The 16056-nt window shown below is 44.4% G+C and carries 16 protein-coding genes and 1 pseudogene; 13 read left to right on the top strand and 4 right to left on the bottom strand.

Features of this window, described 5'->3' with window-relative positions; genetic code table 11:
• The 7 genes and pseudogenes from N5P32_RS04995 to dld form a co-directional block, all read left to right on the top strand.
• Positions 1 to 167, top strand: a 167-nt coding sequence (locus tag N5P32_RS04995) for a sarcosine oxidase subunit delta (RefSeq protein WP_265728082.1), incomplete at its 5' end; no start/stop codon positions are given.
• A 12-nt stretch (positions 168 to 179) separates the two neighbouring features.
• Positions 180 to 3214 (top strand): annotated as a pseudogene (locus N5P32_RS05000) (sarcosine oxidase subunit alpha).
• Entirely contained in the window at positions 3207 to 3860 is a 654-nt protein-coding gene (locus N5P32_RS05005; protein WP_265728031.1) for a sarcosine oxidase subunit gamma, read from the top strand. Before N5P32_RS05000 ends, N5P32_RS05005 begins: the two are co-directional and overlap by 8 nt.
• Before the next feature lie 101 nt (positions 3861 to 3961).
• On the top strand, positions 3962 to 4828 hold the full coding sequence (gene purU, locus N5P32_RS05010) for a formyltetrahydrofolate deformylase (protein ID WP_265728032.1): 867 nt from the start codon (positions 3962 to 3964) through the stop codon (positions 4826 to 4828).
• A gap of 158 nt (positions 4829 to 4986) precedes the next feature.
• A complete protein-coding gene (locus N5P32_RS05015) occupies positions 4987 to 5865 on the top strand; it encodes an alpha/beta hydrolase (RefSeq protein WP_265728033.1) in 879 nt (292 codons plus the stop codon).
• A 169-nt stretch (positions 5866 to 6034) separates the two neighbouring features.
• On the top strand, positions 6035 to 6463 hold the full coding sequence (locus N5P32_RS05020; protein ID WP_265728034.1) for a BLUF domain-containing protein: 429 nt from the start codon (positions 6035 to 6037) through the stop codon (positions 6461 to 6463).
• A 173-nt stretch (positions 6464 to 6636) separates the two neighbouring features.
• Positions 6637 to 8376 carry a D-lactate dehydrogenase gene (gene dld, locus N5P32_RS05025; RefSeq protein ID WP_409371076.1) on the top strand — a complete coding sequence of 580 codons (1740 nt, stop codon included), beginning with the start codon at positions 6637 to 6639 and terminating at the stop codon, positions 8374 to 8376.
• Between the two features lie 69 nt (positions 8377 to 8445).
• Here the strand turns inward: dld and N5P32_RS18160 are convergent, their stop codons facing one another.
• Genes N5P32_RS18160 through N5P32_RS05035 form a run of 3 tightly spaced genes read right to left on the bottom strand, consistent with a single transcriptional unit; the run spans position 8446 to position 9139 of the window.
• Positions 8446 to 8610, bottom strand: a complete 165-nt coding sequence (locus N5P32_RS18160; protein ID WP_409371075.1) for a helix-turn-helix domain-containing protein — start codon at positions 8608 to 8610, stop codon at positions 8446 to 8448.
• A 23-nt stretch (positions 8611 to 8633) separates the two neighbouring features.
• Complete coding sequence (locus tag N5P32_RS05030) at positions 8634 to 8759, bottom strand: hypothetical protein (protein ID WP_265728036.1); 126 nt, start codon at positions 8757 to 8759, stop codon at positions 8634 to 8636.
• Between the two features lie 11 nt (positions 8760 to 8770).
• On the bottom strand, positions 8771 to 9139 hold the full coding sequence (locus tag N5P32_RS05035; protein ID WP_265728037.1) for a type II toxin-antitoxin system RelE/ParE family toxin: 369 nt from the start codon (positions 9137 to 9139) through the stop codon (positions 8771 to 8773).
• 210 nt (positions 9140 to 9349) lie between these two features.
• Here N5P32_RS05035 and N5P32_RS05040 point away from each other — a divergent pair, with 210 nt between their 5' ends.
• The 3 genes from N5P32_RS05040 (at position 9350) to N5P32_RS05050 (ending at position 12985) form a co-directional block, all read left to right on the top strand.
• Positions 9350 to 10843, top strand: a complete 1494-nt coding sequence (locus tag N5P32_RS05040) for a carboxypeptidase M32 (protein ID WP_265728038.1) — start codon at positions 9350 to 9352, stop codon at positions 10841 to 10843.
• Between the two features lie 642 nt (positions 10844 to 11485).
• On the top strand, positions 11486 to 12019 hold the full coding sequence (locus N5P32_RS05045) for a hypothetical protein (RefSeq protein ID WP_265728039.1): 534 nt from the start codon (positions 11486 to 11488) through the stop codon (positions 12017 to 12019).
• Between the two features lie 441 nt (positions 12020 to 12460).
• Positions 12461 to 12985 carry a hypothetical protein gene (locus N5P32_RS05050; RefSeq protein ID WP_265728040.1) on the top strand — a complete coding sequence of 175 codons (525 nt, stop codon included), beginning with the start codon at positions 12461 to 12463 and terminating at the stop codon, positions 12983 to 12985.
• A gap of 850 nt (positions 12986 to 13835) precedes the next feature.
• On the opposite strand, the gene N5P32_RS05055 is transcribed toward N5P32_RS05050, so the two are convergent.
• A complete protein-coding gene (locus tag N5P32_RS05055; protein ID WP_265728041.1) occupies positions 13836 to 14792 on the bottom strand; it encodes a ribonuclease Z in 957 nt (318 codons plus the stop codon).
• A gap of 207 nt (positions 14793 to 14999) precedes the next feature.
• Here N5P32_RS05055 and N5P32_RS05060 point away from each other — a divergent pair, with 207 nt between their 5' ends.
• The 3 genes from N5P32_RS05060 to N5P32_RS05070 all read left to right on the top strand — a co-directional run bounded on the left by N5P32_RS05060 (position 15000) and on the right by N5P32_RS05070 (position 15953).
• The gene (locus tag N5P32_RS05060; RefSeq protein WP_265728042.1) at positions 15000 to 15152 is read left to right on the top strand and encodes a hypothetical protein; all 153 of its coding nucleotides are present in this window, start codon (positions 15000 to 15002) and stop codon (positions 15150 to 15152) included.
• 244 nt (positions 15153 to 15396) lie between these two features.
• A complete protein-coding gene (locus N5P32_RS05065) occupies positions 15397 to 15654 on the top strand; it encodes a type II toxin-antitoxin system Phd/YefM family antitoxin (RefSeq protein ID WP_265728043.1) in 258 nt (85 codons plus the stop codon).
• A complete protein-coding gene (locus N5P32_RS05070) occupies positions 15642 to 15953 on the top strand; it encodes a type II toxin-antitoxin system RelE/ParE family toxin (protein WP_265728044.1) in 312 nt (103 codons plus the stop codon). Before N5P32_RS05065 ends, N5P32_RS05070 begins: the two co-directional genes overlap by 13 nt.
• The last annotated feature ends 103 nt before the right edge of the window (positions 15954 to 16056 follow it).

Genomic DNA, 16056 nt, shown 5'->3' on the forward strand with positions numbered 1-16056 from the left:
TCATGTATTTTCGACCTAACCCAAGAGGCATACGTCATGAACTTTGGGTTCATGCGGCGGGTTGTCGTAAATATTTTAACGTCACTCGTAACACTCAAACCTACGAAATTAAAGAAGTCTACAAGGTGGGTGAAAAGCCCTCTGTTGTGGCCGATGGCGCGAAATAGAGGAGCGATACAATGACACAAGAATTGAATAAGCAGTCAAATCGCCTTCAAAAAGGCGGTCGTATTGATCGCTCTAAACCGTTGACGTTTACGTACAACGGTAAACAATACAAAGGGTTTGATGGCGATACATTAGCGTCTGCATTATTGGCCAATGGTGTTGACCTTGTGGGGCGAAGCTTTAAATACAGCCGTCCGCGCGGCATTGTTGCAGCGGGCGCCGAAGAACCCAATGCGATCATGCAAATTGGTGCTACAGAAGCCACGCAAATTCCAAACGTACGAGCCACTCAACAATCGCTTTACAATGGTTTGGTTGCCGAGTACGACCAATGGTTGGCCAAGTGTGGACACGGACGTAATGGGCTGGGTTGGTAAGGTCGGTGGGAAAATGATGCCGCCGGGGTTTTACTACAAAACCTTTATGTACCCAAAATCCATGTGGGAAACCTACGAATCGTATATTCGTAAAGCCGCAGGCCTTGGTCGTGCACCAAAAGAAAATGACCCAGACATTTACGACAAGATGAATCAGCACTGCGATGTGCTCATTGTAGGTGCGGGTCCTGCAGGTCTTATGGCGGCATTAACGGCGGCACGGGCTGGTGCTCGTGTGATTATTGCTGACGAGCAAAACGAATTTGGTGGCAGCTTATTAAGCAGCACCGAAACCCTAAATGGCAAGCCTGCGTCAGAGTGGGTAGCCGAAGTCGTTCAAGAATTGTCAGGTTTTAAAGACGTGTTGTTGCTGCCTAATTCTCAGGTGAACGGCTATCACGACCACAACTTTTTGACGATCCAGCAACATTGTACTGATCAGTTTGCGGACCGCGCGCCAAATGGGCAAATTGCACAGCGCTTGCATCGCGTTCGCGCAAAATGGGTGGTGTTGACAACCGGTGCTCATGAACGTCCTTTGGTATTTGGTAATAACGATGTTCCGGGCTGCATGGTTGCAAACGCAGTATCGACTTACATTAATCGTTATGGCGTCGTGCCGGGTAATGAATTGGTATTGATGACGTCTAACGACAACGCCTATCGTACTGCACTGGATTGGCATGATGCTGGCCGGAAGGTCGTGGCGATTGTTGATTCTCGTAAAAATCCACATGGCACCTTTGTGGATGCAGCGCGCGAAGCGTGGCATTAGCATTATGGTGGGTTCTGGTGTGATCGAAGCTCACGGTAGCAAGCGCGTGACAGGTGTATCAATTGCACCATTGAACGAGGTGGGTGATACCGTTGTGGGGCCAGCGGTGAAAATGACAGCCGATACGGTGGCGACATCGGGCGGCTGGAGTCCGGTGGTGCACTTGTCCTGTCACACAGGGGCTCGTCCTGTTTGGAATGATGACATTCTGGGGTTTGTGCCTGGCGCTACGGTACAAAAACAGCTGACTGCGGGTGCCATCAATGGTGCGTTCAGCACAGTAAAAGTATTGGAAGAAGGTTTGAAAGCGGCAACCGACGCATTGACGCATTTGGGTATGGCGGTTCCTACGGTGACATTGCCAGAAGCGCAGATTGTAGAAGAAGGCAAAGCCATGGCTTTGTTTCATATTCCACACACTAAACCAACGTCAAAAGCGCCTAAGCAGTTTGTGGATTATCAAAATGATGTCACGGCGGCGGGCATTGAGTTGGCGTGTCGCGAAGGCTTCGAATCGATCGAACACGTTAAGCGTTATACCGCAATGGGCTTTGGTACTGACCAAGGTAAATTGGGCAACATCAACGGTATGGCGATTGCGGCAAAAATGCTCAATCAAACCATTCCAGAAACAGGCACAACGATTTTCCGTCCAAACTACACGCCGGTGACATTTGGTGCGATTGCTGGGCGAGATTGTGGTGAATTGTTTGACCCAAAACGCTACACCGCCATGCACGCTTGGCATGTGGAACGCGGTGCGAAATTTGAAGACGTTGGTCAATGGAAACGCGCTTGGTATTACCCGCAAGGCAACGAAACCATGCAAGATGCGTTAAACCGTGAGTGCGTAGCGACGCGTGAGTCGGTAGGCATTTTAGATGCGTCTACCTTGGGCAAAATTGATATTCAGGGCAAAGACGCACGCGAATTCCTCGGTCGTGTTTACACCAATGCTTGGGCGAAATTGCCCGTTGGCAAATGTCGTTATTGACCAATGTGTGGCGAAGACGGCATGGTATTTGACGATGGGGTAACGTCATGTTTGGCGGAAAACCATTTCTTGATGACCACTACGTCAGGCGGTGCGGCTCGTGTGCTTTCTTGGTTGGAATTTATCATCAAACAGAATGGCCAGAGTTGGAAGTGTTCTTCACGTCTGTGACGGATCATTGGTCCACCATGACGATTTCTGGGCCAAACAGCCGTAAGTTGTTGGAAAAGCTGACCGATTACGATGTGTCAAAAGAAAACATGGCCTTTATGGATTGGAAACCGATGACAGTGGCTGGCGTGCCAGCTCGTGTCTTCCGCATTTCTTTCACGGGTGAGTTGTTCTTTCGAGATCAACGTACAAGCGAACTATGGTTTGCATGTTTGGAAAGCATTATTTGAGCAGGGTGAAGAATTTAACCTAACCCCATACGGCACAGAAACCATGCACATTTTGCGTGCTGAAAAAGGTTTCATTATTGCCGGACAAGACACAGACGGTTCTGTGCATCCGTTTGACCTTGGTATGTCGTGGGCGGTGTCTATGCAGAAGCCATTTAGCTTTATCGGTAAACGCGGCATGCAACGTGAAGACTGTGTTCGTGAAAACCGTAAACAGCTTGTTGGCTTGAAAACATTAGACCCTAACGCCGTGTTGCCAGAAGGCGCACAAGGTGTGTTGGACCCTAATGCACCGATCCCAATGCCAATGGTTGGCCATGTCACATCCAGCTACTGGAGCGCGAACTTGAACCGCTCTGTTGCCATGGGGTTTGTGAAAGGCGGTTTGGATAAAATGGGAGAAACTGTCTTTTACCCACTTGCAGACGGTCGTGTCATTGAAGCGGAAATTTGTAGCCCAGTATTCTTAGATCCAAAAGGGGAGCGTCAAAATGTCTGATGTCACAGTAGCAGCAACGGAAACGAAATTGGTGACTAAGCAGTTGCCAGCCGCCGATATTATGGGCGAAAGCCCGCTGCATCATGCGGATCTTGCAAGCGTTGCCCAGAAAGGAGCGCAGCAAGGCGGTGTGCATTTTCATGAGCGCAAACTGAAAGGGTTGTTAACCTTGCGTTGCTTGCCAACCGCAGAACAGCAAAACGTAATTCAGTCTTTGTTAGGCGTGGCGTTACCAATGCAGCCATTAACGTCTGTTACTACGGACGCTGTGTCGGTGCGTTGGGTTTCTCCTGACGAGTGGCTGATTATTGTGTCAGGAGATCAGGCGTTTGAATTGGAAACACAATTCAATGCGCAACTCATGGGGCATTTTTCGTTGGTGAACATCAGCGGCGGCACCACTATTTTTGACGTTTCTGGCAGCCATGTGGTGGATATGTTGAAAAAGTCGACGCCAGTGGATTTGCACGACAGTGAGTTTCCGGTGGGTAAAGTGGTTTCTACGGTGTTTGCAAAAAGTGGTGTGATGATTTGTCGTGTGGCAGAAGATCACTACGAACTCGTGGTTCGCCGCAGCTTTGCCGACTATCTCTGGTTGTGGATCCAAGACGCCAGCCGAGAATACGGCTTGGTTGTAACCGCTTAAATCATTGTTATTCCCTTGTGTTATCGCACGGTTTGATTGACCACGTTTGTGGTCAATCCTTTTCGTGATCTAAAAAATGAAGCCAAAAAAGAGGCTATTGTATGAAGCTAAAAACCGCTCCTTGGATCTTTACAGCCAGCTGTCCAAGCATTATCGGCACCGTTGATGTGGTGACGCGATACATGGCGCAAGCCGGAAACTACGTGGATGAAATTCATTCTTTTGATGACCGTGAGTCGGGTCTTTTCTTTATTCGTATTGAGTTTTTGCCACAAAATGCGGACTTTAATGAAGCAACCTTTAAAGCTGAGTTTGCAGAACGCGCCGCTGAATTTTCGATGGATTGGTCGTTAACCGCTCCAAATCACAAGCCAAAAGTCGCCATCATGGTGTCAAAGTACGACCATTGTTTGAATGATCTTTTGTACCGTTTTCGTACAGGGCAGTTGAACATCGACGTCACGGTGATTATTTCCAATCACCCAGATTTAGAAGATCTCGCAAAATGGCACGGTATTCCGTACTACCATTTGCCCATTACGGCTGAAACTAAGCTAGAACAAGAGGCCAAAGTTCGCGCTTTGATTGAAGAATACGACACCGAATTGGTTGTGCTAGCGCGCTATATGCAAGTGCTTTCACCGAGTATGTGTGAATACCTAGATGGCCGCGCCATTAATATTCACCACTCTTTGTTACCGGGCTTTAAAGGCGCACGCCCTTATCACCAAGCATGGGAAAAAGGCGTAAAAATGGTCGGCGCAACGGCTCACTATGTGAACAACGACCTAGACGAAGGCCCAATCATTTCCCAAGGCATTCAAGTCGTGAACCACGCTCACTACGCAGAAGACCTGATTGCCAAAGGCCAAGACATCGAACGCGTTACCTTGTTTAACGCCGTGAAATGCCACGTAGAAAAACGCGTATTCTTAAATGGTAAACGTACTGTTGTGTTTGGTGGCTAGTGAAGTGATTTCCACATAAGAAAACCGACAGCGGGGAGATCAAAAAGGATGTCCCCGTTTTTTATTCTGAATATCCGCTTTTAAAAACTCTGGTCTGTTTGTCTGTCTGCTGCGTATGATTTCTAGTGAATGCATTTAACAGACGTAAGAGGTGGATTTTGAAGACAGCAAAAGTATGCGTGGTGCTGAGTTCATTGTTGCTTGTCGCTTGTACCAAGATTGGGTTGGGTGTGGCGAACTTGCCGAACCAATTTAGTGATACCGAAACGACAAAAGACCTAGCCTATGGGTCTGAGCCTTGGCAAAAATTAGACATTTATGTTCCGCCGCACGCTGCTGAAAAATCCCTTCCGGTCGTTGTATTCTTTTATGGCGGCAGCTGGAAAGATGGTTCAAAGGACATGTATCCGTTTGTCGGTGAAGCGTTTGCCAAAAAAGGCTATATCACGGTCATCGCGGATTACAGTAAATACCCGCAAGTAAAATTTCCTACCTTTGTTGAAGACGGTGCCAAAGCGGTTGCTTGGACCTATCGTCATATCGCCGAATACCAAGGCGACCCTAAACGCTTGTTTATAGCTGGGCACTCTGCCGGTGCGCACATCGGTGCGATGGTGACGGCCGACAAACAATATTTGCACGCCGAAGGCTTAGCGTCATCCATCATAAACGCGTTTGCAGGCTTATCTGGCCCTTATGATTTTGTGCCTTACGAAGACGACTATAAGGACATGTTCGGCCCGCCAGAAAATTACCCGAATATGCAAGTAACCACCTTCATTGATGGTAAAGAACCGCCAATATTATTGTTGTGGGGTGCGGACGACACCATTGTGGGCAAAAGTAATATGGACAAACTCATCACAAAAATCCATGCCGAGCAGGGCACTGTAGAAAGCAAAGTCTATGATGGTGTCGGTCATGCCGACATGGTGTCTAGTCTTGTGTGGTTTTTGAAAAGCAAAGCGCCAATACTGGAAGACGTGAGCGACTTCTTTCAACGTCATGGGGCGAACGCTATAAAAGTGAAGGATTAAAGTGTACTGACATTTTGCTTGGTCAGGATAGCGTTGAAATTTTTTAATGGTCATTAATCAGATAAGCAAACACATACAAAAATTACTTAAATCCATAGTATCTTTTCACAGAAAAACGATAACCTCTGTGTGACGTGTTTTAACTTTTTTTGCGAGAGAAGGGCTTAATGTGGATTTAGTTCGACTTATTTATACAAGTACCATCACCGAGCAATTTGAGGTGGAAGATATTGCTCGTATTCTTAAAGTGGCGCGAGTCAAAAATAAAGCTCTTAATGTTACCGGTTTGCTGTCTTTTAATCGGCAGTTCTTTCTTCAATGTTTAGAGGGAACACGTCAAGAGGTGAATCAGATTTATCATAAAATCGCCACGGATCCACGTCATAAAAAGCCTGAGATAATCAGTTATGAAGTGATTTCCTACAAAGAGTTTGATAGCTGGAATATGGGCTATCTACAAAATACAGCGAGCCTTCGTGAACTGTTTTATCAGCATACAAAAAGTATAAACTTCGACCCCTATAACATGAATGGTGAGCGTGCTTTGGCTCTGCTAATGGATATCAGAGATGAGATAAAACGGGCAGAAACACAGTAAAACGCTAAACAGAATCGATCTTTAATGCTTATGCAGCTGTTTCCTGGCATAAGCATTCTTTATGAACGTCATTCCTAATTCTTTAGCTGGAGTTTTTTTGCACCTCGTTACGTTTACTATAGCGGCCTCTTTTCCCGACACGATGTGAAGTAGCCGCAATGACAGCAAGCAGTATGACGGACACCAATTTCAACTTAGATTTGGCCGCTGAGTTAAAGGCCATTGTAGGAAACCAATACACGTTAACAGACGAAGACAAGACCAAGCCTTACAGCCAAGGTTTTCGTCTTGGCGGTGGCAAAGCGTACGCTGTTGTTCGTCCTGGTAGCTTGGTTGAAATTTGGAAGTGTTTGCAAGCCTGTGTAAAAGCAGATGTGATTGTTATTATGCAAGCGGCAAATACTGGTTTGACGGGTGGCTCAACACCGAATGGCGCAGACTATGACCGTCCTATCGTTATCATCAGCACCATGCGCATCGACGACATTCAGTTGCTTGATCAGGGCAAACAAATCGTTGGCTTCGCAGGCAGTACGTTATTTGGTTTAGAAGATACGCTGAAACCGTATGGGCGCGAACCGCATTCTGTGATTGGTTCTTCTTGTATCGGTGCCTCTATTGTCGGTGGTGTGTGTAACAACTCTGGCGGCGCGTTAGTGCAGCGTGGTCCTGCGTACACCGAAATGTCTTTATTTGCTCAAGTTACCCAAGACGGCGAACTGCAACTGGTCAATAACCTAGGCATTGAATTAGGAACGGATCCAGAAGAAATTCTGACCAACTTGCAAAACAAAACGTACCAAGAAAAAGACGTTCAATTCCCAGAAAAACGCGGCTCTGATAACGAATACCACGAACGTATTCGTGACGTTGACGCTGATACACCATCGCGTTTCAACAACGACCCGCGCCGTCTATACGAAGCATCCGGTTGCGCGGGTAAGTTGGCAGTATTCGCTGTGCGTATCGATACCTTCCCGATTCCAGAAAAATACCAAGTTTTCTACATCGGCACGAACGACCCAGCGGTCATGGAACAAATGCGCCGCGACATGTTGTCTACCTTTAAAAATCTGCCCGTGTCTGGCGAATACATGCACAGCAGCAGTTACGACATCAGTAAAAAATACGGCAAAGACAGCTATTTGGTGATCGACAAACTCGGCACCAAATACATTCCGAAAATGTTTGCCCTTAAGCGCACGGTCGATCGCTGGGCGGGCAAATTCAAGTTCATGCCAAGCAAGTTCTCTGACATCATGATGCAATACGCGAGTCAGCTTTTCCCGAATCACCTGCCAAAGCGCATGGAAGATTTCCGCGAAAAATACGAACACCACTGGATAGTGGAAACTAGCAATGACGGTGTCGCAGAAGCGCAAGCGTATTTGGAAAACTTCTTTAAAAACAACGAAGGCGACTTCTTCGCTTGTACCAAGCGTGAAGCTGACCAAGCTATTTTGCATCGTTTTGTGACAGGTGGTGCATTGACGCGTTATCACATTATGAACAAAAAAGATCTAGGTTCCATCATGACCATCGACGTGGCATTCCCTCGTAATGAGCGTGATTGGTTTGAAGAGTTACCACAAGACATCGAAGAGAAAGTCGCGGTTAAAATGTACTACGGCCACTTCTTCTGTCACGTCATGCATCAAAACTACATCATGAAAAAAGGCATCGACGCCAAAGCGGTGAAGAAGCAAATTCTATCCAGCTACGACGCTCGTGGTGCAGAATACCCAGCTGAACATAACGTTGGCCATGAATATCTAGCGAAACCAGCGTTACGCGAGTTTTACCAAAAAACCGACCCAACCAACAGCTTCAATTCTGGCATCGGCGGCACCAGTAAATTGAAAAACTGGCAAGAACTGAGCGACGAACACACTGGCTGTGGTTGTCATAAATAGGCTTTCTTAGAGCTTAATAGCAAAACTCAAAAAGCCGAGACGTTTCTTTTAAAGCTGTCTCGGCTTTTTTTACTTAACCATTTCGAATTGAGAGATTTCTATATCTTGTCCGTCAGGAAACTTGGCGTGTATTTCTAGCTTACCTCCCAATGCTTCAATGTATTGCTTCAATGTACTGATAAGGGCATCGGGACGATTTTCAATTTGAGAGATGTTTGGCTGAGCAATATTCATAAGGCTGGCTAAATCTGCCTGATTTACGCCTCTTTTTTTCTGACTTCTGCAAGCGACATCTCTGCAATAATTGCAACAGCTTTAGCTCTAGCGGCGGCTTGAACCTCTGGTTTAATTTTCTTCCGTAATTCGTTGATCGACTTAGCCATAACTAAACCTCCTATCTTGTTTTTTCTGAATCACTATTTTTCAAGTAATTTAAGAATTCTGTTTCAGCTAACGGAATATATCTATCATAAAATGTTTTATCTCTTTTCCCATCTTTGCGTCCACCACATAACAATATGGCTTTCCTTGTTGGGTCAAAAGCGTAAAAGACACGATATGGTTTTCCTGCATGCTGAACTCTCAATTCTTTAAGGTTCTTTACCTTATTTGTTCCTTTTAGAGAATCTGCATAAGGTCGTGCTAATTGAGGGCCTTTAATTTCTAATACATCAACCATTGATAGCACGTCTTCTTGCTCTTTGTCCGTCAAGCTAAGAAACCATTGTTCGTATTCGTCGGTTATTAATATCTCCCAAATCATAAGCAATCCTTGCTGTCTTTATGATTTTAAAAATACGCTTTAACGTATATATTGTCAAGAGTATATTTTCACGATGTAAACTCTCTAGATTTGCTTGTGAATAGAGTTATGAGGTAGTTTTTTTGTCTATTCCCATTTATACCAATGTAATAAGATGACTGAAATGGATACCGTTCCGGTTAACCCAAACCGCACAGGATAAAAACGAAAATGTCTCACTACGACAAGTTAACGTCACACTACCAAACACTCAGCCACTTTAATCATGCTCAAGCCATGCTTGGCTGGGACGCGGCGGCGAACATGCCATCGGGTGGTAGCGAAGCGCGTTCCAATGCCATGGCCGAATTGTCCGTTCATATTCATCGATTATCGACACAACCTCAGTTAGAAGAGTGGTTTGGTAACGCTGCGCAAGAACCCTTAAATGCAGAACAAAAAGCCAGCCTGCGGGAAATGAAACGCCAATGGCAGCAAGCGACCATGGTTCCAGAAGACCTAGTACAAGCGCAATCCATCGCGGGGTCCAAATGCGAACATGCGTGGCGCACTCAGCGTCAAGAAAACGATTGGACAGGCTTCGAGAAGAACTGGAAAGAAGTCGTCGCTTTGTCTCGCGAAGAAGCGAAAATCCGTGGCGCTGCATTAGGTCTCACGCCTTATGACGCCATGCTAGACAAATACGAACCGGGCACCACCACCGCATCCCTTAATACTTTATTCACGGATGTGAAAACCTGGCTGCCAGAACTGATTGAAAACGTACTGGAAAAGCAGAAGTCTGAATCTATCATTTTACCGTCTGGAACGTTTTCGACTGCAACTCAAAAAGCCCTCGGCTTAGAAGTTATGAAGCTATTGAAATTCGACTTTGACCGTGGCCGACTCGACCAAAGCGTGCACCCATTCTGCGGTGGTGTACCCACAGACGTGCGCATTACCACCCGTTATGATGAACAAGATTTTGTACAAGCCTTAATGGGCATCGTCCATGAAACAGGCCACGCTCGCTATGAACAAGGCTTACCCAAAGCCTTTGCAGGATTGCCTGTTGGCGAAGCCCGCTCCATGGGAATTCATGAATCTCAATCCTTATTTTTCGAAATGCAAATAGGGCGCAGCAAACCCTTTATCTCTCACTTATCACGCTTATCCGCCGATGCCTTCAACGCACACAACGACCCCGTGTTTGCCGAAGACAACCTCTACAAAATCTACACCCAAGTAGAAAAAGGCTTTATTCGCGTCGACGCCGACGAACTAACCTACCCAGCGCACGTCATCCTGCGTTACGAGATAGAACGTGACCTGATCAACGGTGTCATAGAACACACCGACGTACCTGCATTGTGGAATGAGAAAATGCAAGCCGCCCTTGGCATCTCCACCAAAGACAACTACAAAAACGGCTGCATGCAAGACATCCATTGGACAGATGGCGCCTTTGGCTATTTCCCAAGCTACACACTTGGCGCCATGTACGCCGCCCAATACAAAGCCACCATGACGAACAACGTAGACTTCGGCTGTGATTTCGATATGGCCATCCAAAGTGGCGACCTAAGCCCCATCTTCCAATGGCTAAGCGACAACATCTGGACACAAGCCTCGCTCCACACCACAGATGAACTCGTCAAACGCGCCACAGGTGAGACGCTCAATGCCGCGCATTTTAGAAAACACCTAGAAGGGCGGTATTTGTAATAGACCTGTTCCCTCCCTTTTCTTCAAGGGGAGGGCTAGGAGGGGTATGGCGCTTGGATCAAAGCAAACACCACCGCTCGACACTGTCGTTTGACCTCGCTCTTGGTGTTCGCTTTGCTCCTCGCTGTTGTTCGTAAACGCATAACGCATTCAATACTGCTGCCAAGTCTCTTCCCCTTACTTCAAGGGGAAGACGGAAGATGGGGTTTTGAAGTGGTTCGGCTTCGAGCAAACCAAACACCACCGTTCGACGTTACTTTGATAAATTGACGTTTGACCTCGCTCTTGGCGTTCGCTTTGCTCCTCGCTGCTAAACATATACACCCAAAGCGTAGGGCACGATGAGCGAAGCGTAATCTGCCGTTGTTCGTACACGCATAACGCATTAAATACGGCTGCCAAGTCCCTTCCTCTTGCCAAGGGGAAGATACCATCTTCACAATCCCCCAAAAGCCTTATGGTTTTACCTAGGCTTTCGTAGTATTGTCAGTTTATCGTAATGAAAGATGCAGTAAGGGATTGCTTGGCTGATACTGGCACGAGACCAAAAATATCAGACTCAAACGGTCTAATAGTGATACATCAAGTTTTGCTGAGTAAATCGGTAGAGCATGAATGTTAGTTCCATAAACAGGAAAGAAAATGATCGAATTCAAGGATGGGGTTTTGACCCCAGCAAACTGGTTTAGGCAATCTTGGCAGATGTTTGAAGCTTCAAAATCTCTTTACGATGTATTTTCAAGCCAAGAGCAGATCCAAACTGAAAAAGATAACTACCGTCATGTTGGTGCTATGAAGGGCGCAATGCTTTTGCTTGGGCTTTCAGCAGAAAATGCTTTGAAAGGGGCTTATATATATCGGTCTAACCCCGATATTTCGGGAGACAAATTATTGTCTAAACATTTTCATAATAAATCGCATGATTTAATAGAGATTGCGGGTAAGCTGAGCTTGGAACTCTCAGACGCTCAAGTGGACTTGCTTGAGCGGCTCACAATCTTTGTGCAGTGGGCGTCTAAGTATCAAGCTCCGCTAAGGAAATCTGAACTTCTGCAAGCAAGCGGAAAATTGAAATTAGAGTATCCGTCTGATTATAAAAGCTTAGAGGACCTTATCCATGTCCTTCAAGCTAATTCTGGTTTTGATGAGATACATGGCTGGCTAGTCACAAACTAACAAGACACCCACACAATATTATTTCAAAAATCATGGTGCCTACAGATGCTGGGGAAATTTATAGTTTATGACTTTTTTATTGTTGGTATTACTTGTGATTTTTTTATAGTTGGCTTAGTCCGGCTTGTACTTCAAAGAAAACATGCAATTCAGCGCAATAAGTTTAGTAGTTTAGTAACGAGTTTCTGGAGAAGCTACACATTTTCATGGAAAGCCATGGGTCGAATATGGAAGTATATGCTTGGCTTACTCATCGTTCACATAAAATGCAGGGAGAGATAGAGAATTGGGGGTAGTTTCAGCAATAATCACCGTAGTTATGGGTGCTCAAAATACTTTGGATATATTGAAAGATTGGATATTTTAAATACCACTATCATGCTAGTGGGAGAGTACTTCAAAGACGAGTAATTCAATATAAAATATAGAAGGAATTAATATATGATTATTAAAATTATTGGTTTGATGTTTATACCAATAGTACTGAGTGCTTGCTCTGCGAATAGCGCTAAAGTAAGTACCACTACTTCTCCCATAGACGGAGTGACTCGTACAATAATAACTGGGCCTGACTTTTCAAATAGCCTTATATATCCGGTTGATTCAAATGGCCTTGGTGTCTTAATAAAGGGCGGAGCCGTAGTAGATAAGAAATATGCTTTAATTAACTTTGAATCAAGCTCAAGTTCAGGCTATCGTTCTGCATTTTTTAGTGCCAGCGGTAAAAAGATTAACCTATCTCCAGCGCAATCTCTTACCTCTTTTGAAGTGGATAATGTTGGTATAACCTCAAATATGTCGTTTGGTCTAATGTGTGATGAATTACTTACTGTAGCACAAAGTAATGATGTTTATTTACGCATTGTTCGTAATAGTGGTTTTACTGATTACATGGTTTCAGAGTCACCTTATAGTGGTACAGATGGCTTTGAAATGATTAAAAAGATAGCAAGTTACTGTAAATGAAGAGCCCTATATTTATAGGTGTCCGTTCTATAGCGCGCATAGGATAGGCCATAATTTAGGTGGATTATAATAATTATAATTAGAAAAAATCTAAATATATTTAGAATTTTTCTTGCTTGCATAGTGAAAATTTTTATGCGGGTGCTAAGTATTTATGATTCCGATGAAGAAGCGCATAAAGATTTCGTCATTGCTTCAAGCATAAAAATTCATATGGGCTTTATGCGCTATGACTTACTATTTACTGAATAGACATTTAAAAGGGCTTGTTCAATCTTGAATAAGCCCTTTTTTATCTAAAGAAAAATAAAGACTTATGGAGTATTTAGGGTCAGATGAAAAATATCGTTATTCTCATCTAATTGATTGGGGTCAGAGTAAAATAAAATCAAATGGATATGCTACAGACAGAAGGTAGCGAAAAAATCTAGTAAGAATAGAAGATGGTGTTTAATATTACTCTGCTCCATTTTTCTAAATAAAATTGAGATTTTATTCTTTATATATAAAATAAATTAATAGAAAAATTGGCAATAATCCACATTGGTATTGTTAATTTATTTAAAATAAAAATCATCTAGGATAAGTATGAAACTAATTGTTATGCTGACCGTAGCTCTAATGATATCAGCTTGCTCCAGTTCGTTAGGAGTATTCAAGATAGGCCCCGAAACATACACAATTTCAAGTATTTAGAGTATTTAGGGTCAGATGAAAAATAGATATTAGGGTCAGATGAAAAATAACGAATATTAGATCCAGATAAAAAATAGCCCTTTTCATCTGGCTCTAAATCCCGCGGTCGATGCTTTTCGTTTGGGGATTTAACCCCCAAGTCTGCAAATCCTCTTTAAAGCTTTTTTAATTCATTGCTTTTGTTCAGCTGATATTCGTCAAGGTCGTTGGCGAGAAACAGGTTGCCCGAATAATGGGCTTTGGCTTCTTGATAAATGTCGGCGATGGAAGGGGATAGGTTTGGGTTGGCTTGGTAGCGAGGGCTAAAGTGCGTTAACACTAAGTTGGGGATGTTAGCTTGCTCGGCAAAGGTCGCCACAAGTTCGGCGTAACTGTGGCCGTAGCTGTTGCCTGACTTCTCAACGAGGTCTTTGGTGTAGGTGGCTTCATGAACCAGTACACTGGCACCTTGGCTTATTTGAGCCAATAGCTCTGGCTGGTCATTGTCGCCTGCCACTATGATTTTTTGCGGGCTTTGATCGTAGAGCAAATAGTCTTCACAATGGATTAGCTTGCCGTTTAGTTCAACATCTTGCCCCTTTTGTAACTGCCCCCAATGTGGCCCTCTGGGGATGTTTTGCCGCTCCAGTTTTTCCACATCCAAGCGCGGGTTGATGTCTTTTTCGGTAAAACAGTAAGCATAAGAAGGGACTCGGTGAGACAGGGCGACCGTTTCTACACGAACTTTTCTGAACTCGACAGATGGCAGATCATCAGTACAGACAAATTCAATGCCATAGGGCAGATACAATTGTGTATGTTGCTGAGTCGCTTCCACCCATTCTTTTACACCACTTGGTGCCATAATTTTCAATGGCGCCTTGCGACCATTCATGGCGGCACTTGCCAATATGCCTGGCAACCCATAACAGTGGTCGCCATGAATGTGCGTGATGAAGATGGCTTGTAAGGCATTGATCGATAAATTGGTATGAAGTATCTGATGTTGCGTGCCTTCGCCACAGTCGACAAGGTACCAGCCGTTGCCTCTTTCTTCGCGCACCGCGATGCCGGTTACATTACGAGTTTTGGTCGGAACGCCTGCCGAGGTTCCAAGAAAGACAATATTCATTTTTTACCTTGATGCATAAAGACGGGTTATCTGCCTAAGCCTAATGTTTTCATGGCCAAGCGGCAATCTTGGGTTGTATAGATGGCTTATTATTTACCTAGCTTCAAAAAACTCAAATCAGTCGCTGCTAAGAATTGTTATCTTCTATACGCTTCCTGAGCTAAAATACAAACCTTGTTCGTACTTTTTAATACATGAGATTTATAAATGACCGCATTTGATACCAAAGTGGAAGAATTGATCGCTAAGCATCCTCATTTAACCAAAGAGGAAGCCATCAAAATCATCACTGAGAAAAACGACCGTAAGAAGCAGAAGCGAAATGCCAGAACAAACAAAGGCAGCGTGAACAAAGGCTAGCAGCAAGAAATAGATAACTAGGTTCACATAACACCACTGGGTGGTACTTTATACCACCCTACATTTAATCTCTCTCTAAACCCATACTCTAACGCTATTTCGGCGCAAAAGGCCGTTGCTTGCCCACCATGAGCTAACCAAATCAAACTGAAGGATCATTCCTTACTTAACCTTAAACATCTCTCTTAGTTTTTTAAGTGTGAAGTGATACTATAGTGATACTTTTACTTATGAAGGTGTCACTATGAGAACGGAAGTCGTTACGACGTTAAAGAGACAAGCAACAAAACTGCTTGCCGATTTACATGAAACCAAAGAACCTATTCTCATAACAGAGCATGGTCAACCGTCTGCTTACCTTTTAGATGTTGCTGATTACGAGTTAATGGTTGAGCGGATGAAGATTCTAGAAGGCATTGCGAAAGGAGAGCAGGCCATTCGAGATGGTCGAATTATGGACATGGATCATGCCAAAGAGAAGATGAGTAAATGGCTCAAATAATTTGGACAGAGCCCGCCTTAGATAATTTAAACGACATCGCTGAGTATGTTTCTGTTAGTCATCTACAAGCCGCTAAGCAGTTAGTTGAAAATGTGTTCAGCCAGGTGCAGAGACTCGAATTTTTTCCAGAATCAGGTAAAGTACCCGAAGAAATTTCGACATTAAATTACCGAGAAGTTGTTGTTAATCCTTGTCGTGTTTTTTACAAAGTAGAACAGGACTCCGTTTATATCCTGCATGTGCTTAGGCAAGAAAGAGACCTGCGGAAGTTTTTACTGTCAGCGGGAATCCAAGGTTAACCACTCACTCATGATTTTTAGGACCAAATAAAAACTGGGTGGTTTTTATTTACCTCACTATCTTCATAAGACAAAAAAAGACCGATGCTATGCAAATCACATC

This window comes from Marinomonas pontica (assembly GCF_026191375.1).
In the GTDB taxonomy this organism is placed as follows: domain Bacteria; phylum Pseudomonadota; class Gammaproteobacteria; order Pseudomonadales; family Marinomonadaceae; genus Marinomonas; species Marinomonas pontica.

What these genes read in the sequence shown, in the direction of transcription:
- dld (WP_409371076.1), top strand. Translation starts at nt 6,637, where the DNA reads ATGACGGACACCAATTTCAACTTAGATTTGGCCGCTGAGTTAAAGGCC.
- N5P32_RS05070 (WP_265728044.1), top strand. Translation starts at nt 15,642, where the DNA reads ATGGCTCAAATAATTTGGACAGAGCCCGCCTTAGATAATTTAAACGAC.
- N5P32_RS05055 (WP_265728041.1), bottom strand. Translation starts at nt 14,792, where the DNA reads ATGAATATTGTCTTTCTTGGAACCTCGGCAGGCGTTCCGACCAAAACT.
- N5P32_RS05030 (WP_265728036.1), bottom strand. Translation starts at nt 8,759, where the DNA reads ATGGCTAAGTCGATCAACGAATTACGGAAGAAAATTAAACCAGAGGTT.
- N5P32_RS05050 (WP_265728040.1), top strand. Translation starts at nt 12,461, where the DNA reads ATGATTATTAAAATTATTGGTTTGATGTTTATACCAATAGTACTGAGT.
- N5P32_RS05060 (WP_265728042.1), top strand. Translation starts at nt 15,000, where the DNA reads ATGACCGCATTTGATACCAAAGTGGAAGAATTGATCGCTAAGCATCCT.
- N5P32_RS05065 (WP_265728043.1), top strand. Translation starts at nt 15,397, where the DNA reads ATGAGAACGGAAGTCGTTACGACGTTAAAGAGACAAGCAACAAAACTG.
- N5P32_RS05040 (WP_265728038.1), top strand. Translation starts at nt 9,350, where the DNA reads ATGTCTCACTACGACAAGTTAACGTCACACTACCAAACACTCAGCCAC.
- N5P32_RS18160 (WP_409371075.1), bottom strand. Translation starts at nt 8,610, where the DNA reads ATGAATATTGCTCAGCCAAACATCTCTCAAATTGAAAATCGTCCCGAT.
- N5P32_RS05035 (WP_265728037.1), bottom strand. Translation starts at nt 9,139, where the DNA reads ATGATTTGGGAGATATTAATAACCGACGAATACGAACAATGGTTTCTT.
- N5P32_RS05045 (WP_265728039.1), top strand. Translation starts at nt 11,486, where the DNA reads ATGATCGAATTCAAGGATGGGGTTTTGACCCCAGCAAACTGGTTTAGG.
- N5P32_RS05005 (WP_265728031.1), top strand. Translation starts at nt 3,207, where the DNA reads ATGTCTGATGTCACAGTAGCAGCAACGGAAACGAAATTGGTGACTAAG.
- purU (WP_265728032.1), top strand. Translation starts at nt 3,962, where the DNA reads ATGAAGCTAAAAACCGCTCCTTGGATCTTTACAGCCAGCTGTCCAAGC.